Source organism: Sporosarcina obsidiansis (genome assembly GCF_009651005.1).
Taxonomy (GTDB): domain Bacteria; phylum Bacillota; class Bacilli; order Bacillales_A; family Planococcaceae; genus Sporosarcina; species Sporosarcina obsidiansis.
The window spans coordinates 378,529-402,609 of sequence record NZ_WHVW01000001.1 but is presented as its reverse complement, the minus strand read 5'-3'; the positions used below and the strand labels follow the sequence as shown (position 1 = coordinate 402,609).

At 40.5% G+C, this 24,081-nt stretch carries 15 protein-coding genes; 5 read left to right on the top strand and 10 right to left on the bottom strand.

Translation table 11 applies throughout. From position 1 onward, the window contains the following. Positions 1-103: 103 nt before the first annotated feature. Positions 104-1,387, bottom strand: a complete 1,284-nt coding sequence (gene murJ / locus GD002_RS01640; RefSeq protein WP_153730571.1) for a murein biosynthesis integral membrane protein MurJ — start codon at positions 1,385-1,387, stop codon at positions 104-106. Continuing rightward, positions 1,384-2,487 carry a glycosyltransferase gene (locus tag GD002_RS01635; RefSeq protein WP_153730570.1) on the bottom strand — a complete coding sequence of 368 codons (1,104 nt, stop codon included), beginning with the start codon at positions 2,485-2,487 and terminating at the stop codon, positions 1,384-1,386. Before GD002_RS01635 ends, murJ begins: the two co-directional genes overlap by 4 nt. 294 nt (positions 2,488-2,781) lie before the next feature. Between GD002_RS01635 and GD002_RS01630 the strand changes: the two genes are divergently transcribed. The 3 genes from GD002_RS01630 to GD002_RS01620 all read left to right on the top strand — a co-directional run bounded on the left by GD002_RS01630 (position 2,782) and on the right by GD002_RS01620 (position 7,852). Continuing rightward, positions 2,782-3,678 carry a C40 family peptidase gene (locus GD002_RS01630; RefSeq protein ID WP_153730569.1) on the top strand — a complete coding sequence of 299 codons (897 nt, stop codon included), beginning with the start codon at positions 2,782-2,784 and terminating at the stop codon, positions 3,676-3,678. Between the two features lie 163 nt (positions 3,679-3,841). Further along, positions 3,842-5,500 (top strand): N-acetylmuramoyl-L-alanine amidase, encoded by a 1,659-nt coding sequence (locus GD002_RS01625; protein ID WP_153730568.1) that lies wholly within the window; start codon positions 3,842-3,844, stop codon positions 5,498-5,500. A gap of 177 nt (positions 5,501-5,677) precedes the next feature. Next, positions 5,678-7,852 carry a 5'-nucleotidase C-terminal domain-containing protein gene (locus GD002_RS01620; RefSeq protein ID WP_153730567.1) on the top strand — a complete coding sequence of 725 codons (2,175 nt, stop codon included), beginning with the start codon at positions 5,678-5,680 and terminating at the stop codon, positions 7,850-7,852. Between the two features lie 260 nt (positions 7,853-8,112). Here GD002_RS01620 and GD002_RS01615 read toward each other — a convergent pair whose 3' ends face one another. Together GD002_RS01615 and aceA are read right to left on the bottom strand one after the other, a co-directional pair. After that, on the bottom strand, positions 8,113-9,282 hold the full coding sequence (locus GD002_RS01615; RefSeq protein WP_153730566.1) for a pyridoxal-phosphate-dependent aminotransferase family protein: 1,170 nt from the start codon (positions 9,280-9,282) through the stop codon (positions 8,113-8,115). 233 nt (positions 9,283-9,515) lie between these two features. After that, on the bottom strand, positions 9,516-10,796 hold the full coding sequence (gene aceA / locus GD002_RS01610; protein ID WP_153730565.1) for an isocitrate lyase: 1,281 nt from the start codon (positions 10,794-10,796) through the stop codon (positions 9,516-9,518). Between the two features lie 210 nt (positions 10,797-11,006). On the opposite strand from aceA, the gene GD002_RS01605 reads away from it, so the two are divergent. Further along, positions 11,007-11,672 (top strand): LytTR family DNA-binding domain-containing protein, encoded by a 666-nt coding sequence (locus GD002_RS01605; protein ID WP_153730564.1) that lies wholly within the window; start codon positions 11,007-11,009, stop codon positions 11,670-11,672. Between the two features lie 40 nt (positions 11,673-11,712). Here GD002_RS01605 and GD002_RS01600 read toward each other — a convergent pair whose 3' ends face one another. The 3 genes from GD002_RS01600 to GD002_RS01590 form a co-directional block, all read right to left on the bottom strand. Beyond that, positions 11,713-12,861 carry a polysaccharide pyruvyl transferase family protein gene (locus tag GD002_RS01600; protein WP_153730563.1) on the bottom strand — a complete coding sequence of 383 codons (1,149 nt, stop codon included), beginning with the start codon at positions 12,859-12,861 and terminating at the stop codon, positions 11,713-11,715. A gap of 128 nt (positions 12,862-12,989) precedes the next feature. After that, a complete protein-coding gene (locus tag GD002_RS01595) occupies positions 12,990-15,338 on the bottom strand; it encodes an S-layer homology domain-containing protein (protein WP_153730562.1) in 2,349 nt (782 codons plus the stop codon). A 72-nt stretch (positions 15,339-15,410) separates the two neighbouring features. Then, on the bottom strand, positions 15,411-16,877 hold the full coding sequence (locus GD002_RS01590) for an O-antigen ligase family protein (protein WP_153730561.1): 1,467 nt from the start codon (positions 16,875-16,877) through the stop codon (positions 15,411-15,413). 305 nt (positions 16,878-17,182) lie between these two features. On the opposite strand from GD002_RS01590, the gene GD002_RS01585 reads away from it, so the two are divergent. Next, a complete protein-coding gene (locus GD002_RS01585; protein ID WP_228548247.1) occupies positions 17,183-19,213 on the top strand; it encodes an S-layer homology domain-containing protein in 2,031 nt (676 codons plus the stop codon). 345 nt (positions 19,214-19,558) lie between these two features. On the opposite strand, the gene GD002_RS01580 is transcribed toward GD002_RS01585, so the two are convergent. The 3 genes from GD002_RS01580 to leuC all read right to left on the bottom strand — a co-directional run bounded on the left by GD002_RS01580 (position 19,559) and on the right by leuC (position 24,012). Then, the gene (locus GD002_RS01580) at positions 19,559-21,826 is read right to left on the bottom strand and encodes an S-layer homology domain-containing protein (protein ID WP_153730560.1); all 2,268 of its coding nucleotides are present in this window, start codon (positions 21,824-21,826) and stop codon (positions 19,559-19,561) included. A gap of 175 nt (positions 21,827-22,001) precedes the next feature. Further along, complete coding sequence (leuD, locus tag GD002_RS01575; protein ID WP_153730559.1) at positions 22,002-22,586, bottom strand: 3-isopropylmalate dehydratase small subunit; 585 nt, start codon at positions 22,584-22,586, stop codon at positions 22,002-22,004. A gap of 13 nt (positions 22,587-22,599) precedes the next feature. Then, entirely contained in the window at positions 22,600-24,012 is a 1,413-nt protein-coding gene (gene leuC / locus GD002_RS01570) for a 3-isopropylmalate dehydratase large subunit (RefSeq protein ID WP_153730558.1), read from the bottom strand. Positions 24,013-24,081: the final 69 nt, after the last annotated feature.

Below are 24,081 nucleotides of genomic sequence, written 5' to 3'. Positions count from 1 at the left end.
TCATTTTTCATGTATAAACAAAAATACCCTATAAGAGGGACTTTTTCAAAGTGTCCATCTTATAGGGTACAGTTTAATCGGGAAGGAAGCTCTTTTATTCATCTTATAATTTCCACTTAAACCGGGCATAGCCTGCCAGTAACAAAAAGTTTACTGCCGCACTGATTACAGTTCCGTAAGCGATGGCCTGGGCACCGATTTGATCGACAAAGGCAAAAATAATCCAAATATTGATCCCGAATACGCTGATCAGGCTGAATATGATCGGCATGATAGAATTCCCTTTAGCGTAATAAAATCGGGTTACATATGTATTTGCTGCTAAAAAGAATATTGATAACGCAAATACTTTGAATACAGGTACTGTTAACATAATGGCTTCTTCGCCAAATTGTCTGTATCCGAACACAAGCCGAATCAATGGTTCCGCTAAAAAGTAGCAAAACACAGTAGCGGGAACCAAGAGTGCTACAAGATAGAGCATGCCTTTCCTATAGAGCATCTTGACCGTTTTCGTATCGCCCTCGCCTTCTTTTTTTGCGAGCATCGGATAAATCACTGTCGTCACAGCTGTCATCAAAATCGCTTGCGGAAAGCCCGTTAATTTCGATGCATAGTTAATAGAAGAAATCGCACCTGTCTCCAGTCCAGCGGCCGCAATTCGGTGAATAATATAGTAAAATTGCAAGGAGGCCCCGCCAAATAAAATAGGAAGCGCCAGCCACCACAGTTTTTTAATATCTGTCGTCATACCAAATGATGGTTTCAATGATGACAAGTCTGCGCGTTTGATACCCCAATACAAGAAAACACCCATTAACAGCGCACTAACCATTGCTCCGACTCCATATGACTCAGGTCCGAGCCATTTTGTCAACAACACACCTACAGCAACGAACGATGCATTGTACAAAAGAATTGCGAGACTGGATAACTGAAACCGATCATTGATATTCAATAGCCCGCTCATCCAAGTCGACATGACCAAGACAATGGAAGAAGGCATCATCCATAGAAATAGATTTCTCGTCAACGCGTAATCTTCGTCACTCAAATCTTTAAAAAACCAATGTAAAATCGGATTGGTTAATATAATAATCAACAGCGTGACCAACGTAGCAGACACCATAACCGTAGTGAAAGCTTTTCTAACGTATAACTCCTTATCCATCTTAGATGAATGATAAACCGATATGAAAGCCGTCGTCAACGCTCCACCGAGTACCAAGTAGATAAAATTTGGAATCGTATACGCTGTAACAATGGCATCGGCAGCGGCTGATGTCCCATATTGAACCCCAATCGCCACTTCCCGTCCAAGGCCAAACAGTCTAGCCACAATATTAATGATCGCGACCGCACCAATAATCTTGAATAATTTATTCATTTAAAAGTTCCCTTTCCATTCCGCTCATAAATGTCATCCAGTCTTTTGACGATCAATTCATAAGAATGTTGCTGGACGACTTGCTGTATGGCTTCTTGTTGGGTTCTTGTCACCTCATTCGCCAGTGCGTTCTCCAAACCGTTTGCCAATGACTCTACATCACGCGGTTCTACTAAGACTCCTGCACCGTCTTTCAATAGATAAGGTAGTCCTCCTACATTCGTTGCAACTACTTTTGCGCCGGATGACAATGCTTCCAATGCCACCAAACCGAACCCTTCATGATAGGACGGTAACACTAATACATCTGCAGCGGACATCCACTTCGCAAGCTCTGTCTGGCTAACTGGCTCCCTGAATGAAATACCTTCGTCACCCTCATTTGTGATCTTCTCTTTTAACACATCCACAAAACGTTGATCTTTTTGAGATCCTACTATATATAGAAGAAGATCATCATAGCTCTTCTTTAATCGGTAGTAGGCATCCACCAACTCTAGTAACCCTTTTGCTTCGATCACATTCCCAACATATATTAATACTTGTTCATTTAATGGAACATTCAATAGAAGGCGGACTTCTTCCTGCCCCATCGGTTTGAAGACACTTGTGTCAACTCCCATACTCATTACTTCTACTTTTTGAGGAGAAATACCGTAATCTTGGATAACATCACTTTTTAACTTTTCACCGACCGTAATAATATAGGCTGCTTCTTCCAAAATCCTTTTCGTGAAGCCAGCAATTCGTTTGCTCTTTTTCGCCATCTTATCGAGGTCTCCACCATGAACAGTCACTATGTAAGGAATATTAAATAATTTCTTGCCCAGGAACGAGATGATACCAGTAGGAAAAGCATAATGAGCATGGGTGATACGAATCGATTTTTTTCGTCTGATTAGATAGGCAAGGGATTGAGTGCCCCACGAGAGATATTTGGCTATTTTTTCAATTGGGCCTTTTCCAGGCTCATGTATTGCGATGACTTCTACATCCATCCCATTGTTCTTTAGTAATTCCACTTGATTTTTCACGAAAATCCCATACGTAGGATGCTCTGTAGAAGGATACATATTGCTAAATATTACTACTTTAGTCACTAATTCTCATCCTTTATAGCTTTCCGTTTTATCGGATGCTAGCTCTTTTATTCGTTGAATGATTATACCACAATATAAGTGGTTACAAAGTCACATTAATAAACGACTGATTTTTCTGTTTATTCTATATTTTATCAACCGTACGTAGTATTTTCTACTAACATTTCAACTAAACTATCATATGTAATCCTCTTGTAATGTAAATGTAACAAAAATCGTGTTTATCCGTGCTAATATATTCCTAGATTACAAAGCACAACAGTTGATTGTGCGAAAGGGGAATTTGAGAACAGCATGAAACGTCTATTGTCTCTGGTCATGGCAAGTCTACTATTTTTTTCACTTGCACCAGAATTTGCTTCCGCAAACTCACCAACGTCACTAATTAGCTCAGCACGTAATTATTTAGGAACACCTTACTCATATGGAGGGACAACCCCATACGGCTTTGATTGCTCAGGATATACTAAATATGTATTTAACCAAGAAGGCATTTCGCTACCACGTACAACTGGACAGCAATATTCAACAGGAACTTCTGTTTCAAAAAGTGATTTAGAAGTTGGAGATCTAGTTTTCTTCAATACGACGGGACGCGGTGTATCACATGTAGGTGTCTACACAGGATCCGATAATTTTATTCACGCTTCTGTCAGTAAAGGTGTCATGGTCTCTTCACTTAATGACCCTTACTACTGGGGAAGTCGTTATATCGGTGCACGCCGTGTAGCTAGTTTCGATGAAGAGAAAAAAGTTGCTGCAGTAGTCCCTGTAAAAGAAATTGTATACGCAAGCCGTGCAGAAGTTGCAAAAGAAATTGCGAACACGTTACAACTAGATCAAACAACTGTCAATGTTACATTTAAAGATGTTGATGAATCGAATCCTAACTATGCGGCAATTGCGGCAGTTGCCGAAGCCAATATCTTTTCGGGTGATCAAGGTTATTTCAAACCAAACAACGAATTGACTCGTGCACAGATGGCAAAAGTATTAGTACAAGCTTTCGATTTAAAAGGATCTGCTCAAGCGAATTTTAAAGATGTTCCTGCCGGTCATTGGGCAACTGAATATATTAACATTCTCTATCACCATAATATTACCACTGGCTATGGAGATGGAACGTTCGGTTTAGAAGATAAAGTAACCGTTGCACAATTGAACAAGTTTATTGATCGCATCAATAATTAACTAAGCCACCGAATGTTCTACAGGGACATTCGGTTTTGTATAATTATGACGAATTTCCATGCTTAAAGTTACGATTTTACGAATACTGTCAAAAATATCTAGTAATCGTTTTTCAACGCTGTTACACTGAACCTATCAATCTATTATATTTAAGGAGGATTTCATGAATCAGTTCAAATGGGCAACAACAGGTCTGTTGCTTCTTACCATCTTAGTCCTATCACCTCTTCAGTCATTGGCTAGCTTCAAGTTTTCCGACGTACCCGCCGATCGTGAATATTACAAGGAAGTCCATTACATAGCAGAAAAAGGTATTGTAAATAAATCTGTCAAGTTCAATCCGAAAGACAATTTAAAACGCGCACATGTCGCAAAAATGCTCGTCATTGCGACAGGAAATGAGAAAGTTCCTTTAACGAATATGGAGATTAACGGCTTAGACCGTAGCAGTGAACAGTACAAATATGCTAATATCGCCATTCAAAAAGGGTTTTTCGATATTAAAGATGGTAGCAGCTTCAAACCAAACGAAGAAATCAAACGAGACGAAATGGCCTATGCGCTATCCGTTGCATTCAATCTAACAGAGAAAGTAACGACTCAAAAACCATTAGTGTTAACAGATGTTGTAAACCATAAATATGCACCTCGTATTAATGGTCTTTATTATGCAGGTATTACCCAAGGCGACAACAAGAAATTTTTACCGAATAATAAACTGACTCGTTCACAGTTCGCATTATTTGTTGCACGCGCGTTAGACAAGCAGTTTGCGCTAAAGGTTAAAGTACCTGATCAACAATCTAGTGTCAGTTACGTAAAGGTAGATACAGGTAACGACAAGGATCCATTAAATGTACGTTCCAAACCTTCTGCTACTTCCACAATTATTGATGCATTGCCTAACGGTACTGTAGTCGAAGTCGTTGGAAGCACAGGCGTGTGGTTGAAAGTAAATCTTGCAGGTGTTGAAGGTTATATTCATGAAAGCTTTACAACTAGCAATCTTGAAAGTAAGCCTGAAGCACCTAAACCGGATGTTAAGCCAGATCCATCCCCTTCTGCAAAGCTAATGGGGAAAGTAACAGTGAATAGTTTAAATGTACGTTCAGCAGGTAATTCAAGTGCTCCAACAATTGATAAGTTAAAGACAGGTCAGAAAGTAGAAGTTGTTTCCGTTTCTGGTTACTGGGCAAAAATTCGTTACGGCAGTACAACAGGCTACGTGCACAAGTCTTATTTGAAATTACTCAATCAAACTGGAAATCCGTTGCGTGATCGTATTATCGTAGTTGATGCAGGCCACGGTGGTTATGATCCAGGTACCAGTAAAAATGGTCAAACAGAAAAAGCCATCACATTGAAAGTTGCACAGAAATTAGAAGCTAAGTTGAAAAACGCAGGTGCAAAAGTTTTGGCAACTCGTTCTTCGGATAAATACTTATCTTTAGAGCAACGTACAGAGTTTGCGAAGAAAAATTATGCCGAAACATTTGTATCGATTCATGTGAATTCAGCAGGTTCTTCTGCAAAAGGTACAGAAGTATTCTATGATTCTTCTACCAATCCAAATGGCACAGAAAGTCGCGACTTGGCAACTTTCATCCAGCGTAACATTGTACAGAAAGCAAATATGGTCGATCGCGGAGTGAAGAATGAACGTTTTTATGTAATCCGCAACAACAATGTTGCCGCGGTGCTTGTAGAATTAGGCTTCTTGTCGAATGCGGATGACTATAAGAAACTGACAAGTGATAAATATGCTGATATATATGCAGATGCAATCTATCAAGGTATTTACCAGTATTATAATAAGCAGTAATATTCTCTCCCCTCTCAAGCGGTTGTCTTGAGAGGGGTTTTTAGATGGTTCAGTGTGTAAACCCTGTTCGTTTCTTTCATTTACGACTTCACATTGCTCTCTATCTAGCTTAATGATAAACTATGTATAGTAATTGCAATTTTAGTATTTTCAAAAAATGAGAGGTGGTAATGTGTAATGGCGAAGAATTTTATTAAATGGAGTACAGCTTCCGCTCTTCTTTTATCAGCAGCTTCGATTACTCCGACGATTGCATCTGCTGAGACTCCCGGTAAGAATTTCTCCTTAACAGTCCTTCACTCGAATGACACACATGCCCATGTGGCAAATGCACCTGAACGCGCTGCTCTAGTAAAAAAGTTAAAAGAACAACATCCCGCCAACTTATTATTGGATGCTGGTGATGTATTTTCAGGAACTTTGTACTTCAATGAATTTGAAGGCGAAGTAGACATGAAAATCATGAATTATCTGGGATATGACGCCATGACGTTTGGAAACCATGAATTCGACTTGGGACGCTCTGAAAACGGTCACGCTTCTCTCGCTAAAATGGTACAAGCTGCCAACTTCCCTATCGTCTCTACTAATGTTGATTTTTCAGCAGATGAATTGTTTGAAGGACTACAAACAAAAGCGATTACAGACAAGCCTGAAAACGGAAAAATATATAATGGTATTATTAAAGAAGTAAATGGAGAGAAAATCGGCATTTTTGGTTTGACTACCGAAGAAACTGCAGCTATTTCTAGTCCTGACAAAGTCACTTTTACGAATTATATTACAGAAGCAAAAGAAGCAGTCTCTGCATTTGAAGAAGCTGGCATCAACAAGATTATTGCGATTACACATATTGGATATGATGACAATAAAGCGATTGATAACGATCAGGAATTAGCCAAAGCAGTTCCGGAGATCGATATTATTGTCGGTGGACATACACATTCGAAGCTCCCTGAACCAGTCGTAGTGAATGCCGATACGAATCCCGTCGTTATTGTACAAGCAAATGAATACAATAAGTTTTTAGGACAACTGGATGTGGAGTTTAATTCAGACGGTGTGATCACAAACTTCAATGGACAACTTCACCAAGTTGACGGTGAAGGTGCTGAACGAGATGAAGGTGCAGCTGAAATCCTTGCTCCTTACACTGCACAAGTCGAAGCCCGTATGGCAAGCCCGGTGGGAGCAACTTCTAAAGTATTCCTAAACGGTTTACGTAATTTAGGCGGTGTTCGTGCCGGCGAGACGAATCTAGGAAACCTAATTACGGATGGTATGCTTGCAAAAGCAAAAGAAATAGATCCTGACGTTTCCATCGCATTCCAAAACGGTGGAGGTATCCGCGCATCGATTGATAAAGGAGAAGTCACGTATGGTGAAGTTTTGACTGTGTTGCCATTCGGTAATCCGTTAGCCATCGTGGAATTGAGCGGTGCTGAATTAAAATCCACATTTGAACATGCAGTAAAAGAGTATCCAAAGGAATCTGGTGGCTTCTTGCATGTTGCCGGTATGAAGTTCCTCTTTGATCCTTCTAAACCAGTAGGCAGCCGAATTGTATCCTTACATGTTGATGGAAAAGAAGTGGTAGATAGTCAAATGTATAAAGCGGCTACAAACGTCTTTACTGCGCGTGGTGGCGATGGCTTTGAAGCACTAGGTAAGGCCTATGAAGCAGGCCGTGTCAGTGAGCCTGGCTTCTCTGATTGGGAAAACTTTGCTGATCACTTAAAATCTCTGAAATCTGTTGAAAAAGGAATCGAAGGACGTATTTTAGCCCAAGTACCATTTACTGATGTAAAAACTCAAAGCTGGGCGTACCCATATATTTCTGATTTATATTTCCGTGATTTGCTAAGTACAGCGACCAATACATTCAAACCTGGCGATAAGCTGACAAGAGCACAAGCTACTTCATTCATCGTAAGAGCATTGGAGTTACCTATCGATACTTCAGCCACTGTACCTTTCAAAGACTTGAAAGACTATGCGGCGGATACAACGAATGAAATTTCAACTGCTTATGCACATAAAATCGTCAAAGGCTATGGCGATGAATTCAAGCCAAATGAATCTGTGACGCGTGCTCAATTCGCACAGATGCTCAAGCGTGCGTATGAAAACTATACAGGCAAACCATATGTCCCTACGTCAGTCAACGCGTTCGATGATCTAGGTGACTACGGTAAGGAAGCGAAAGATGCGATTGCAATGATGGCTGAATTAGACATTGCAGATGGCAACAAAGGCAACTATATGCCAACTGCCTCAACTACACGCCAGCAGACAGCTAAGCTGATTTCGAACTTTATCTACAATACAAAGCAAGTGAAAAAAGCAGAATAACTAAAAACACCAGGCAAGGAAAAGTGCACTCCACTTCTCCTTGCCTGGTGTTGATTTGAAAAGATGTATTTAAAAAGATTGGCGCAGTCTAATTGTTTTACGCTTGGTTAGGTCATAGTTTGGTTCGGTCCAGATAAGATTTGGAGAGGTGCGATGAAAGTTTCGCTCGGTTTTACTCTTTCATTACGATATTACTTTCTGATTATTAGAAGGGATGCAGTTCAAATGTCAAATTTGACGTTCAGAACAGCCTCTTCTCGTTATACGGTTACCTGTTTGATTTCACTAGAGAATACTTCCACCGCTTTTGAAACATCCACTTGAAGCCCCATTTCATTTAATGTTTCACCAATTTGAACAACTGCCTTCTCTAGCATTTCTGCTGTTGAATTGCCCATATGCCCGATGCGGAACGCTTTGCCTGCCAGGTGAGCAAGTGAACCAGAGAGTATCGTACCTTTGTCTGCCATTGCCGCTCGGAACGTTGCATCATCTACGCCTTCTGGATACAGAATACAGCTTAATGTCGGCGCCGCAACTTCCTCTGATGCCAACGCTTTCATGCCATAAACCGCAAGACTTTGGCGTACCGCACGGCCAAATGCTTGATGTCGTCCAATTCGCGATTCGATTCCTTCATCCAATACGATGCGTAATCCCTCTTCCAGTGCATAGATCAGATTCACTGCAGGCGTCGCAAAATATTTTGAAGGATCCTGCATGATCGGGATCCAGTTGTAAATGTCACAATAATAAGCAGGAACTCTTTCCATAGCAGCACGTGCGTCGAGCGCAGTTTGGTTGAACGCAATCAGTGCAAGTCCCGGAGGCACACCAATGGCTTTTTGCGAACCAGTTAAAACGATATCAAGCGTATTACCAGGTCCTCCATACTCCTTGCTCATGTCTTCATCCATCGCTGTAGAAGCACATACACCATCCACGATGACCAATGCTCCATGCTTCTTAATCACCGGTACTACTGCTTCCAAATCAGTAGCCACCCCTGTAGATGTATCTGCATGTGTGACAGTCACTGCTTTATATGTTCCCTCAGCAAGTTTACGGTCGATATCTTCGGGTGATACTTGCTGACCCCATTCTGCCTGTAATACGTCCACTTGGATTCCAAAAGCTTGTCCTAATTTAATAAAACGATCTCCAAAGTATCCATGGCTCACAACAAGCAGCCTTTCCCCTTCTGCTATCGTGTTGACAATGGCCATCTCCATCGCAATCGTTCCTGACCCCGCCACGACAAAAACTTCTCCATCGGTATTAAAGACTTGTCTAGTTTGCTCAATTGTATGCTTGTAAATTTTCACAAAACGCGGATCAGTATGAGATCGTGTCTCACTTGCCATGGCATCATAAATTGAATCCATTACAGGGGTCGGTCCTGGAATTAGCAACATTTCTTGATTCCTCATCATATAGCTCCTCCTAATAGTCAAATTTTCATACTACTATCATATCAAAATTTCAGAATGTTTCAAACTAACAAAGAGAAGGAAATTGGATTTTCATCCAATTCCCCTCCTCCTTTCACGTCATCTACTGGAAGATGAGGTGACCCCGTTATCATATTAATACCCCTTTTATTTAAACGAACGAGACTTTCTCCCCAAAGTCACATTCGGTGAATCTATGAATCGTAAATCTATTAGAACTGTGCAGTTTCAGTAGAACCTGCCATTGCAGTTGTTGAAGATTGGCCTTCAGAGATTACTTGTGCCACTTCATCAAAGTATCCTGTTCCTACTTCACGTTGGTGACGAGTAGCTGTATAACCTTTTACTTCGTTTGCAAACTCTGCTTCTTGAAGCTCTGAGTAAGCGCCCATTCCGCGAGTCTTGTAGCCGTGAGCCAATTCGAACATGCTGTGGTTCAATGTGTGGAAACCTGCAAGTGTAACGAACTGGAACTTATAACCCATTTTTCCAAGCTCAACTTGATACTTTTCAATCGTCGCTTCATCCAAGTTAGCTTTCCAGTTGAATGATGGTGAACAGTTATATGCAAGCATTTTTTCAGGGAATTTCGCATGGATTGCATCTGCGAATTCTTGTGCCTCTTCAAGTGATGGGTGAGAAGTTTCACACCATACTAGATCAGCATACTCAGCGTAAGCAAGACCACGTGCGATTGCTTGTTTGATACCTGGTTTAGACTTGTAGAATCCTTCAGGCGTACGCTCTCCAGTTAGGAATTCTGCATCTACTGGATCGATATCGCTAGTTACCATATCCGCAGCATCCGCGTCAGTACGAGCGATGATTACTGTGTCAACACCCAGAACGTCAGCAGCTAGACGTGCAGCAGATAGGTTGCGGACTGCGTTTTGAGTTGGAAGAAGTACTTTACCACCCAAGTGTCCACATTTCTTTTCAGAAGCTAATTGGTCTTCCAAGTGAACGCCAGCAGCTCCAGCTTCGATCATGCCTTTCATTAATTCGAACACGTTCAATGGACCACCGAAACCAGCTTCCATATCCGCTACGATTGGTGCGAACCAATCAAATCCGTCTTCACGGCCTTCTGCATGGTCGATTTGGTCAGCACGTTGAAGTGCTTGGTTGATGCGTTTAACAACTGCAGGTACAGAGTTTGCTGGATATAAACTTTGGTCAGGATACATTTGTCCTGCAAGGTTAGCATCCGCAGCAACTTGCCATCCGCTTAGATAGATTGCTTGTAGACCAGCTTTTACTTGTTGAACTGCTTGGTTACCTGTTAGTGCACCTAGTGCATTAATGAAATCTTCTTCGTGAAGAGATTTCCAAAGGCGAGCAGCACCTTTTTCAGCTAGTGTATTTTGAATTAGAAGTGAACCACGTAGTTTCACTACATCTTCAGCAGTGTAGTTACGTTTGATTCCTTTCCAACGGCTATCCTCAGCCCAGCTTTTTTCCAATTGTGCAATTTGTTCTTGTCTTGTTGACATGTTCTTCACACCTTCCCAATTTTTCAACGGCTAACTGTTATACACTGTTTCATAACAGCTATCTTCGTTATTGATTACTATATAACAGTCCATCAGAATTGTCAGTTCATTTCGACAAAAAGGCTTTTTCGGTGGATGAAAGAATGGTAGAATGGATGAAAAGGATAAAGATTGGAATGAAATTATATACAAAGGGGATTATGGTCGATTATGGAAAATATAGATATCCCAAAAAAAATATTACACCAATATGCAACTATTTTAGAAGATTGGGTGCCAAAGGATGCGTCGATCGCTATTGCGGTTGCGGATCGTTATATTTATTACGATCCAGGCATGCATGACATTCATTTAAAAGAAGGTCAGAATATACAAACCGGAAGTATTGCGGAAGCCACCATTAAAGAACGCCGTAAAATCGAGGTCGTGATGGATAATACCCTTTATGGAATGTCTTACTTTGGAATAGGCTATCCAATTGACGTAAAAGGTGAGCCAGGGGCACTAATTATCATACTCCCACCCAATTTTCATGTACTAAAAAAAGATCAATTTCAATTTCTAACGGGAAAAAAAGAAGATGAATGGTTCCCTATCCCTGTTGATCAAGTAACCTATATTGAAAGTTTGCATAAAAAAACATGGTTTTATACCGCTGGTGAACAATATAACATTAGCTTTACACTAAAAGACTTGCACTTACGACTCCCTAGATTTTTCTTGCGTATTCATCGTTCCTACATCATCAATATGAATTGCATTGAAAAAATCTCCAGAGACTTTTCATCCAATCTAATGATTACCTTAGTAGATGGCACCGAACTCCCTGTCAGCCAAACCTATCTGAATGAAGTTAGATCACTGTTAGGGTTCTGAAAGAGCAACAAAAAGCGTATGAGACTGTCGAATGACAGTTTCACACGCTTTTCTTAATTGCTTCTGTAAATTGACGAGTTCCACTCATGGCTGCTTCATATAATGTAGCAGAAAGATTTTGGGTTTGTTTACAAGTCTGCTCCCAATCCGCAGCTAATGCTTCATACGCCCTAGTCAAGTGATCGTCAGATTGGTGCAACTCCCCAATGGGAACCGCCAAATGTTCTAAGTCAGCGAGCTTCATGAAATCCGTTACTTTGTGATGGTAACAAACCGCAATGACAGGGGTCGCCGTGCAAGTTGCCAAAATTAATGAATGTAATCTCGTACCGATGATGAGATCTTGTGAAGCTGTAATTTCCAATAAATCTTCTGGCAGTAAATTACGATCGATAACAGTTATACTGCTAGTTTCTTTCATTAACGCTTGAATATCTTTCGTCACATCCGCGTCTTGAGGAAACTTTGTCGCGAAAAACGTAATCTCAATAGGCTGAGCGGCAGCTAACGCATCTAAATTCTTCGCCATTCCTTCTATATACTGCTGGTAAATCCCTTCATTACTCTCCGGCCAGTACCCCCCGTGATAATAAGGAACTGCTGTTACACCAATTTTAATAGGTCGTGTGGATACATTATTCCGCTCTCTTTTTAATGAGAATGCTGGATCTCCTATTACTTGTACCGGTTCTCGCACTCCTACTGATTTCAATAACTCTGCAGACTCAGGATCGCGAACCGAAATACTTTGTGCGTGCTTGCTCATATAACGAATAAACCATTTACCTAAATCACTAGTAAGCGGACCGGCTCCACAACCGTAAATAACATATGGCACGCCTGAATTTTTTGCCATCATAGCATAGGATCCATACAAAGGAGCTTCTCGCTTATATAGATCCATTAAGATACCGCCTCCCCCAATAATGAGCAGATCAAATGTTTTGACGACTTTCTTATTTTGAAAATATGTTGCGGCAAATGTTTTGACCGCATTTCCTTTTTTATAATACAGTGGTGCGCTCATGACTTGATATCGTTTTGCGGTTTGCTTTGGATTATTGCTGAATACGGTGATGGCATCACTTGGAACTTTGAAGACCGTTGTAACTTGTGTAATGATACTGAGTAAAATAGCTTCATCGCCGTTATTGTCATTTCCATAGTTTCCTACAATCCCTATTTTCAATTTCCATACATCCTTTTTAGATCATTTGCTTCAAGTATAGCAGAGAGATCTTTTTTATTGTATCCAAATGAAAAAAGCTTTCAAATCAAATTGATTTCATTCGATTTGAAAGCTTCCTTATTCCACACTCACAAATTCATACTTCTATAAAGAAAAGCACTGAATTGCGCACGGTTCACTGGAAGACCAGGCATAAATTCACCCTTTTCATTTCCAGTTGTGATGCCGTGATTTGCTAATATATGAATCTGTTTATACGCACCATGTTGAGGTGATACGTCTTTAAACTTCTTGGTTGATTCACCTTCTAATTTATAAGCTTTCACTAGAATCATAGCCATCTGTGATCGAGTTAGCTGACCAGTTGGATTGAATGTTCCATCTTGATAGCCGCCTACGATATTAGCATTAGCAATCGCGCTAATTTCATTATAATACCGATGCGTTTTTGGCACGTCACTAAAGCTTTGATCTGCATCTTTAACAGGTGATAGGTTAAACGCTCGGCTTAAAATGACGGCCGCATGCTCTCTCGATAAGGTATTACCGGGATTAAATTTCCCATCGGTGTCTCCATTAATTATACTTTGATCACGCAAGTAATAGATCTCTTTCGCGTAAGCATAAGATAGAGGAACATCCTTAAACAGCTTTGAACTGTTTCCATTTTCATTACCTGTTGGAGGTTTCGGATTTGTGCTTGTGTTTGATTTCACTTCTATCGGCACAGCAATTGTTTTCGTACCCATTGTCGCATTTACTTTTCCTTTTCCTGCTTTTTTAGCTGTAAACGTTCCATTAGACGTAATGGATCCAATATCGTCGCCCGTCACACTCCACGTTAATTGGCTCGGTTGGAAGATGATCGGTTTGCCTTGCCCATCTGCGGGAGTTGCGGTAAAGGTGATTTTTTCACCAGGCTTTACACTTGTCGCTGAAGATTTCACTGTTAATTTAGCTGGTTCAGTGACAACTTTTACAGGAAATGATTGCTTTGCAAGACCATAGTTTACATTAATTCGATCTTCTCCTGCTTTCACTGCTTTATATGTCAGACCTGTACCTTCAACCGTTCCTTTGTCAGATGTGACTTTCAATTGTGAAGCATTCGGTACGATTGGATTGTAATAGGCATCCAATACATGATTAATTTTCAAGTCGGCTGTTGCTCCTACAAGCATTTCACCAATTTGTGAACGAGACACACTGACATGTGCTGCTTCTCCAGTAGGAGCTGTACTAATTGCTTCGACGATTGCCGAAATATTACGCTGACTCGCATTCGTTGTCCGGTTTGCCAGCACGACTTGATTGCTACCATACTTGCGGATTCCCATTGTCGTGGAACCACCGCCATCGAAATTCAATGCACGGTCATAGCCTTGAGTGACTAGATAATTTGCAAATTGAGTCAATGTCATCCCATTACTGTAACCTGAACGGGAATCAACTGTCACCAAATGCACTTGCTTTTTATCTTTGCTAATCGCAATTGCGGTTCTCGCAGTTTTTGCAGTTGCCCGCCAATTGGATGTGTCCATTGTAATATGACGCTTACCATCTTTGACAAGCATCGGACCACTTGCCATCATGAACTCTGAATCTTTCCATTTATCATCAATTGATAGTTTTAATGAAATGTCATCGCCTACAGTTAACGATTTGAAACGGTCTAAACCTTTCTTTCCGTGAACAGATAATACAAAGCCATTTGATGGGATTGATATAGCCTGTTTCTCTCCATAACCACGGACCTTCACGACTTTCCCTTGTAGTTGTTGCCCATAGTGAGTAGACGTAATCGGTGCATTCGTTTCTACTACGATTTCAATTCCAAATTCATTGGAACCTGTACTCTTTTTGTAATGTTGCGGTGTGAAAATAATCGTCTCATCTGCTTGACGTTCACGATTGATTCCCGTCATTTGATAGACATTACCTTTCGCCCCTACCTCAATACCTAAATTAAAATTATCGATTTCTGCGAGCCCATCACGAGTGACACCGAATGCAATCGGATTACTCACATAGTACGAAGGAGAGCTAGAAATAACACCGCCATTGACGATTTCATTCCCTTGAGAAAGTAAATACATCGGCATCCCAGTTTTCATATCAAAAAACGAAGCATTGACAGCACCTACAACTCGATTTCCTTCTTTAGAATCACGATTTGCTAGAGTAAGCGTGGGAGCTGTTTTCGCTATAGGTGAAGGTACCCCCATGGCCAATTTTGTATAAGGATCTCCCAAATCAACTGCTAAATGATTTATGTAACTACTACCTGAATACGTATACTGAGAATAATTGACACCAGAAGACACTGGGTAACTAGTAACGGTTTTCGTGCTGGCTGATGCACCGAGTGGTAAAGAAACCAGCATGGCTGCCGACATGGCGGTAATCGCAACTTTCCGCTTTGTACGTGACAGCAAACTACTTTGATTGATAACGCAACTCCATCCTTTCTTATCCATATCACTCTATAGTCTACCAAAACTATAGTAAGATTACTATGTACCGTTTGAACGAAAAAAACTGCGAATGGGTTATCCATTCGCAGTTTTTGATGGGTTTGTTGTACGTTTGTTCAATGCCACAAAAGTACCTAGCAAGATAAAATAGAACAATGTATACATCTTCAGTTCCCAAATATTATAGTACATACCAGAGACACCTGTTGAAAACCATAGCGCAATCATGAACACACCAAAATTAGTATGGCGCGCTCTCCAGAAAAACCAAAGCATGCTCAGTAAAAATAGAGCAAAAATCAGAACCCCGATCACACCTGTTTCTGCTATCACTTGAATATATTGATTGTCAGAGTAGAAATATTTCCCTCCATAAATATCCGAACTAATCCCGTAATGATCATAGATTGGAGAACCATAAGAAAGTGTAGCAGATCCACCGAATGAACCGAAACCTGTTCCTGTCACTGGATGATCTCCAAAAATCTCAAATCCTTTTTGGATATAAAAGAAACGACCACTTTCAGTCATCAATGCTAAGTTCTTCTCATCAAATGTTTCACCGAATCTCCCACCAATACTACCAGGGCCCGGTTGCTTGATGTCCATGTCTAATTTCTGCACATAATGAACAGCCAAGTTTACTGGATAATAAATGAGCACAATAGCTGCGATTCCTGAAAGCAATACACGCTTTAGGATGTACCATTTTCTAGTCATAACGATGAACACAAATCCAAAGACGATTGCGGAAATCCATGTACCTCGAGAATACGTAAGAACGAGGATTCCTAAGAACAATACGAGCAGAATACGCATCGTCCATTTGTATTTGTTTGCTTGGTATATATGCTGCAAGTAAATAATACCGATGATGCCGAAAAACAATGACAACGCCAATGAATTTGGATTACCTGCTAGTCCGTAAATACGTACTGCATTCGTTGCGGATAGAACTTTGTATTTCCACTCTTCTGGAAGAAACAATTGGCGTAATGACAACTTTTCAATCAAACCATGAATCGACATGACAATATTTGTCCAAACCGTCACCCACGCCAACTGTGTTAACCAGTTTTGCGTCAACGTCATCCTAGAAATCGTGTAGTACAGTAAATACATAATAAGAAAAGTTCGGATTTGGAAAATTACGGCTGTCGGTGCTACATCATTCAGTAACCCGACAATCGATCCGAATAAAATGAATGCAAAATAAGACCATTCAAACCATTTGAACGTAAATAAAGCTCGTAAATTGCGTCTGTACCGAAACAGTGTCCACGCAAATACGATAAAGATGATTAAATCACCTATTAATTTTAGACCACTATTTACTTCGATCAAGAATGGTCGGATATTCACATAAATGACTAAAAAAAGAATGCTCTGTTGTGGCTGAAGTAACGAAAATAAGACAAAAAATAAAGCTGTTCCCAGTAAAGCTATTTTTGATGGCAGCAGCAATGCAATCAACATAACTGCCACTGCAATCAGTAATGTAACCGTAGACTGTTTTTCCAATCGCTGTATCCATTTATTCATTAGACTATAAATCCCTTTCTACACTTGCTTGTTCCTTGTTGCATTATATCACTATCTTGGACGTAATGGTAAAAGCTTTCGTTGCATCTTTTCGAATTAATATAGAGTTTCCCTTCAATACCAGATTAATATGTGCAGTTGAATTATAGCTGAACATCATTATGACATTGTCAATCTTTATATTTTTCATTTAACAATCAAGTTCCTTCTATTATAAATACGAATCTCCTAATATGCCAAAAGCAACTTACTAATGTTAGCATTTTCTGGTACAATGGTGAAAGATTTATAGAGGGGGTTTTGATTTGAAACGATTCATCACACTGTTTACACTTCTACTATTAGTAGTGTCTCCATTTTTCACTTCTGTTGCAAGCGCCAATGACTTTAAAGGACATCAAATGGAACAGGAACTTTCATATTGGGTCAATAAAGGTGTCATTCAGACAGATGCAAAAGGAAATGTATATCCTGATCGCGCGGTAACACGCGGAGAATTTGCATCCTACTTAGCACGTTCGCTTAAGTTACCTACTTCAACAAAATATACATTTAAAGATTTAAAAGCGAACCACTCACGTACCATCGAAATTCAGAATGCAGCAGGTGCTGGTATATTAAGTGGCTATCCCGACGGAACATTTAAAGCAAATCAGCAGATTACTAGACAACAAATGGCTGGAATGATTTATAAAGCATTCCGTTACTTAGACATTCCTGTAAAAACAACAACGATTCAGTTCAAGGATAGTAAGAAAATTTCCTCGAACTTTGTCGAGGCTGTCTCTGCTGCTTCCTACTTGAATATCATCCGCGGAGATCAAGGCTATTTTAAACCAACCAATAATGCAACGATTGCACATGCATCCGCATTTTTGTTCAGAATGTTCGCGGTCGCTGATCAGATGAAACCTTCTACTCCTAACCCTGACTCTCCTTCAAATGATAAGGAAGATCCGGAAGTATATAAAATCAGTTCCATTTCAAATGGTCAGCTGAATTCCACTAGTCAGATATTTTTCAATTTCGGGGATGCATTAGCAGCTTATAATGCGTCCTCTTCTGTGCATACTATCTCCCAAAACAACAAAATTATTAAAATGAAGTCTGGACAAGTGTTTGCAGCGGAAAATCCAAAGCAGTATACCTCTTTATATAGCGACTCTTCCTTAAAAAAGGAAGTAACATATGTTCAAAAAGGGTATGAGTTGGATTATGTTGGCAGTAGCGAAGGTCACGTACTTGTCGATTTAGGAGGCTATACGTATTCTGCAAAACATAGCGAAGTCGACTTAGTGCCAACTCAGCTATCTGAAGGGGCCGGTTATTATAAAGTGACGAATGACGGCTTACTTGTTCATTATCCGTATTACCGTACATTTGATTCGAAGACAAAACGATACACTGGAAATTATGCAGAGTATACAGTAGGACCTGCTTCTTCTGCTCTAAAAAAGGGACAAACGTATACAAGTAATGACGGTGTTCATTTTAAAGAGCAAGGCAGTCGGACCATGGTAACGTTTTATCCGTACTTCCAGTTCCAATCTATCCGTCAACCTTCTTCTTATTCGGGTAAAGATTTAGATCGCTTTATCACTTCCGCATTGGAAACACGCGAAAAAACAGGTATTGCCCGTTATAAAGATGCTACAAAAAAATCGAAATTGATTGGACTTGGATCGTATATCAAAGCGACAGAAGAATTACATCATGTCAATGCGATGTTCATTTTAGCAACCGCCATCCACGAAAGTGATTATGGAATGAGTGCAAATGCCCAAAACAAAAACAACATCTTTGGAATTCGGGTATTCGACTCTTCTCCAGATAAAGGAGAAATATATCAAAATCCTACCAAGAGTATTGATGCGTTTATTGGTCGCTACATTAATTTGAACTATGCTAACCCATTCGGTGCTTATGCAAACGGGGCTGCGCCTGGAAACAAAGCAGTTGGATTCAATATGAAGTATGCATCCGATCCATACTGGGGTAGTAAGATTGCTGGTCATATGTGGAGGATAGATCAATATTTAGGTAGCAAAGACGCGAATCAAGCGGAACTTGCTTTTATTTCATATACAGGCTCTGCTGATGTCAATATTCGGACAAGCCCAGAAGTGCGCAATTCCAACAATATTCTATTTTCATATAAAGCAAAGCATCCAGGAGATTTATCAGCATTTGGCTATCCTTTAGTCATTGTAGATCGGACAAATAGTGCCGATGGTTATACTTGGTACAAAGTGTTGGCAGACACCAATCCTGACTATAAAAGTCCAAGTGAACCGTATGGTTGGATTCGTTCAGACTTAGTCACATTAATAAAATAACGCAAAAATGAGGCTGTCCTGAAAGAGATATATCTTTCAGTGGCAGTCTTTTTGCATGATTACGTGGAGAAATTAGGGAACGCGCCAAAGTTGGATTGCGCTGAGCGGTTTCTATGAGCGGTTGGGCGGGGTTTATGATCGCGTATGTGGTTTCTATGAGCAGTTGGGTGAGATTTCCGACCGAGCATTACATACCACACAACCAGCCAAACGAGCCGTTCATCGCATATTTTACCTATCTTAAAACGCCCTAGGATGAACAGAAATCTTCTTATCCATACAAAAATAAGAGCCGCTCGAAAAGTCAGGTGAAAACGACTTCTCGGGCAGGCTCATTTTGTATTACTAGAGGGCATCCGTATGTTCTGCACCTGCGGGTAACAGGTTGGACATATGAATACGTTCTAGACCTTCTCGAATTTTAATAGTGTATCCTTTTTTATTTGTATTCAGATAGCCTGCTTTCGAACGAATCATCCGTTCAAATACCGGTAATTTCGTTTTATCAATAGCTGACCACATTTCATACGAATGGATTAAATCTTCTAATGTCAAATGCGTGTAGTCTCTTCCTGCAAACGATCCATCTGGTGCACGCTTGTACCAAATGTCTCCATCACTACGGATCCACTTTTTCTCTTCCAACTGGATCGCCTTCTCAATCGCACTCGCTGTCTGTAAATAGACAGGATCTTTAAATTCCTGATACGCCAGCAATAAAATATTCATCCCACCGAGCAAGTGGTTCATTGACGTATGCGTACGGACTTGTTGTTTCGCTGGGAAGTAGTCTGGAATGTAATACGCACTTTTAGTCAATGCGCTGACATTCCCTTTCTTGTGTTGTTGGACCAGTAAGTTCGCATAGTTTCGTAAACCTTCATTATAATCTTTGTGCCCAAACGCTTTTCCACCGTTATAGAGGAATAATGCGATCTGTTCATTGAAACGGGTGTCTACAAACGGGGCCGTAAAGTTATACAAGTTTTTTAAATACGTACTTGTCACTTCCGTCTCCCAATAGGTTTTACTTCCTCTAAAAATCGTCAAGTTCGCGAATGAATTATACAACAGATCCTCGTAATATCGCTCTTGCGTCTGATTATATAACAACATCACTCGATCTTCTTTGACTAACAATAAGTTACGACCATACCCTCTACCTGAAGCAGGCATCGGTTCGATCGTAGTTGCCATTTTATTATAAGGGCCATTTGCGGTATACCACTTATTACGTTTTTTATAGTTAATGATTGATTCATGCATCCAAGAATTCATACGGTCTTGACTCGAGAATAACTTTTCATTAGATGACAAATACCATTGATCTACAATATCATAGCCGCGTGAATATAGTTCATAAACAGACACACGCGTAGACCCCATCAAGATATTACTATACACTTCTTTTTCATCATGTAATTCACGTGTATGACTGGATGCACCATTCTGGTAATTCATCTCCAATTCACGTGAACGATATGATTTCGCAATCATCTCTTGTCCTGTCCCTTGTTCCGATACAGTTTCTAACACACCAATCGGAGAGGTCGCAATATCAAATCCAAACGTTTCATCCACATCTTTTTTCATTGGATATTTACTATAAGGCTCTAGATGATTCGCCTGTATTCCTTGTTCGATTTGGACTAAATCAACACGAATCGGCAGTCGTTGAGGATTTCGTAGTTCCGTAAACACGAAGTAGTCACCATTTGGTAACTCTCGCTTTGTCACGGTCACTCGCACCGATTGTAATCCGCTAACTCCATAGATATATACATGATCTTTTGCATGTGCATAAGGCTGTACGCGTTTACTAACGAGTTGCAAATAGTAATTGGAACGCAAGTACGTCTTATCATCTTCATTTAATGGGACTTGCACAAACTGCTGATCAAAGCGAAACGGATCAAACTTCCCGATAGTTTTTGGTTCAGTGAAGGTAATGGAATTCTTCTCTTCCAACATGCCTGCCTGAACCATTGCTCTATGTAAGAACACGACAAAGGACGCTCGGTTGACTGGTGATTTCGGATCAAAGGAACCATCCTCTTTACCCGTTGTAATGCCATGCTGCATGAGAACTCTAACACCGTATTTGTGGGACTCACTAATTTTATTATCATCCGTGAAGTGAACGTCTTCTCCGGTGTCTTCCAGTTTGAAGGCACGTACGATGACACTTGCCATTTGCTCCCGCGTCAATTGGTCACCCGTTCCGAATGTGCCATCTGGTTTTCCTCCAAATATTCCTTCTTGATACGTCGCCATCGCTCCTCGTAAATGAGACGATTTTGAGCTGACATCTTTGAATACTGGCTGATAAGGAGCGTCTGGAAGTTTTAATGCACCTGCCAATAAATTAGCAGCCTGCCCACGCATAATACTTACGCTCGGTCTGAACTGAAGATCAGGATATCCATTAATAATTCCTTCATCAACTAGTTGTGTCACTTCATCTTTAGCCCAGAAATTATTGTGCACATCAGAAAAACGCTGATTCACTGTCTCTGCTTTGACGTGAAGCTGTGGGAAAGCAACACAGATCAATAGCACGATTATAAGGGGAATAAAAATGATGAATTTTTTCACTTTTGGTTGGTTCACCATCTCTTTACATCAACTCCATTCACTGCATTTCATTATAGTAGTATGTTGATTCCTCCGACAATTATAGCATAATCCGACACACGTTTCGCCCTTTCCGGTAAAACCACGAAATACTGACTAGTTTGTAAACAAACTGAAAAACCATCCACAGCCAGAAAGCTGTGGATGGTCTGTATTAGGCATGTTGTTTTTCGTAATTAGCAATATGATCTTCATACTGGAACGTTAAGGAAATTTCATCCCAACCGTTCAACAGCATTTTTTTGTAGTACGGATCGATGTCAAAGCGGTATTCTTTACCATCTTCTCCTATCACAGTTTGGTCTTCTAGGCTTACTGTTAGCTGGTAAGGAGCTTTTTTTCCTTTAGCTAATAGTTCGTCTATTTCATCAACAGTTAGCTTGATTGGTAGAATACCATTCTTAAAGCAGTTATTGTGAAAAATATCTGCAAAGCTTGGTGCGATGACGACACGAAAACCATAATCCAAAATTGCCCATGGTGCATGTTCACGAGATGAACCACAGCCAAAGTTTTCATGCGCCACTAGAATCGTGGAATCCTGAAAACGAGGGTCATTTAATACAAAGTCTTCATTTTTCGTACCATCTGCATTAAACCGCCAGTGGTAGAACAAAAATTCTCCAAAACCAGTTCGCTCGATGCGTTTCAAAAACTCTTTAGAAATGATTTGATCTGTATCTACGTTATTTTTATCTAATGGAGTGAGTACACTCTCTACTTTATTAATAGGTTCCATCTGGTTACCCTCCTCAATTATGCACAGCTGCTTTGATTTCGCGAACATCTACAAAGTGTCCAGCAATTGCAGCGGCTGCAGCCATGGACGGGCTGACTAAATGTGTACGGGAACCCGCACCTTGGCGGCCCTCAAAGTTTCGGTTCGACGTAGAAGCACAACGCTCACCCGCTGGCACAACGTCATCATTCATCGCCAAACACATACTACATCCCGATTCTCTCCATTCAAATCCTGCATCAATGAAGATTTGAGAAAGGCCAATTTCTTCTGCTTGCTTTTTGACAGTACGCGATCCAGGAACGACAATAGCCGTTACAGAAGGGTGTACTTTCTTGCCTTGAATCACATCAGCTGCTGCCTGTAAATCGCTTAGACGAGCATTCGTACAGGAACCAATGAAGACATGCTGGATATCTATCGATGTCAATGGCATACCTTCTTCTAAGCCCATATACTCTAAAGCTGAACGGAGGGCAGATTTTTCCGTTTCCGATTTATAGTCTGCAGTGGATGGAATACTTGCAGAAATTCCTGAACCCATTGATGGGTTGGTACCCCACGTCACGAATGGCTCGATTTCATCTGCATTGATTTCTAACACTTGATCAAAACAAGCACCTTCATCTGTATTTAAAGCAATCCAACGCTCAGCAGCTTGATCGAATTCTTCTCCCTGAGGTGCGTAACGACGACCGCGCAAGTATTCAATTGTTGTTTCATCCGGCCCGATTAAACCAGCCTTGGCTCCTGCTTCAATTGACATATTACAAATTGTCATACGCTCTTCCATAGATAATGAACGGATCGCTTCCCCTGTGTATTCCACGATATGGCCCGTCCCAACATCTATACCGAATTTCGCAATAATAGCCAAAATAATATCTTTCGCTGTTACGCCAAAACCAAGTTTGCCTGTCACTTTGATTTCCATCGTCTTTGGTTTACTTTGCCATAAAGTTTGTGTGGACAATACGTGTTCCACTTCACTCGTGCCAATACCAAAAGCAATTGCTCCAAATGCGCCATGCGTGGAAGTATGACTATCCCCACATACAATCGTTTTACCTGGCTGTGTCAATCCAAGTTCTGGTCCAATAATATGCACGATCCCTTGATCAGGGTGTTCCATATGAGCTAATTGTACACCAAATTCCTCACAGTTCTTCTCTAACGTCGTGATTTGCTTTTTGGCAATCGGATCGTTAATTGTTGGTAAGTTTTTTGTTGGAACATTATGATCCATCGTCGCAAAGCAAAGGTCAGGTCTACGTACTTTACGATTTGCTAAACGTAAGCCTTCAAATGCTTGCGGTGATGTTACTTCATGTAGTAAATGGAGATCGATATACAGTAAATCAGGTTTCCCTTCTTCTTCGTAGACAATATGTTGATCCCAAATTTTCTCTATAATTGTTTTTGCCATAATCGTTTCTCCTTCCAAGCCATACCCTTTAAAATTACTACGCCAGCCTCTCGGGTCGTTTCAGATCAG

Bases quoted from the DNA above. Each gene is read 5' to 3' on its own strand.
- GD002_RS01620 (WP_153730567.1), top strand. From the start codon at position 5,678: ATGGCGAAGAATTTTATTAAATGGAGTACAGCTTCCGCTCTTCTTTTA.
- leuD (WP_153730559.1), bottom strand. From the start codon at position 22,586: ATGGAACCTATTAATAAAGTAGAGAGTGTACTCACTCCATTAGATAAA.
- aceA (WP_153730565.1), bottom strand. From the start codon at position 10,796: ATGTCAACAAGACAAGAACAAATTGCACAATTGGAAAAAAGCTGGGCT.
- murJ (WP_153730571.1), bottom strand. From the start codon at position 1,387: ATGAATAAATTATTCAAGATTATTGGTGCGGTCGCGATCATTAATATT.
- GD002_RS01625 (WP_153730568.1), top strand. From the start codon at position 3,842: ATGAATCAGTTCAAATGGGCAACAACAGGTCTGTTGCTTCTTACCATC.
- GD002_RS01615 (WP_153730566.1), bottom strand. From the start codon at position 9,282: ATGAGGAATCAAGAAATGTTGCTAATTCCAGGACCGACCCCTGTAATG.
- GD002_RS01630 (WP_153730569.1), top strand. From the start codon at position 2,782: ATGAAACGTCTATTGTCTCTGGTCATGGCAAGTCTACTATTTTTTTCA.
- leuC (WP_153730558.1), bottom strand. From the start codon at position 24,012: ATGGCAAAAACAATTATAGAGAAAATTTGGGATCAACATATTGTCTAC.
- GD002_RS01595 (WP_153730562.1), bottom strand. From the start codon at position 15,338: ATGGATAAGAAAGGATGGAGTTGCGTTATCAATCAAAGTAGTTTGCTG.
- GD002_RS01605 (WP_153730564.1), top strand. From the start codon at position 11,007: ATGGAAAATATAGATATCCCAAAAAAAATATTACACCAATATGCAACT.
- GD002_RS01580 (WP_153730560.1), bottom strand. From the start codon at position 21,826: ATGGTGAACCAACCAAAAGTGAAAAAATTCATCATTTTTATTCCCCTT.
- GD002_RS01590 (WP_153730561.1), bottom strand. From the start codon at position 16,877: ATGAATAAATGGATACAGCGATTGGAAAAACAGTCTACGGTTACATTA.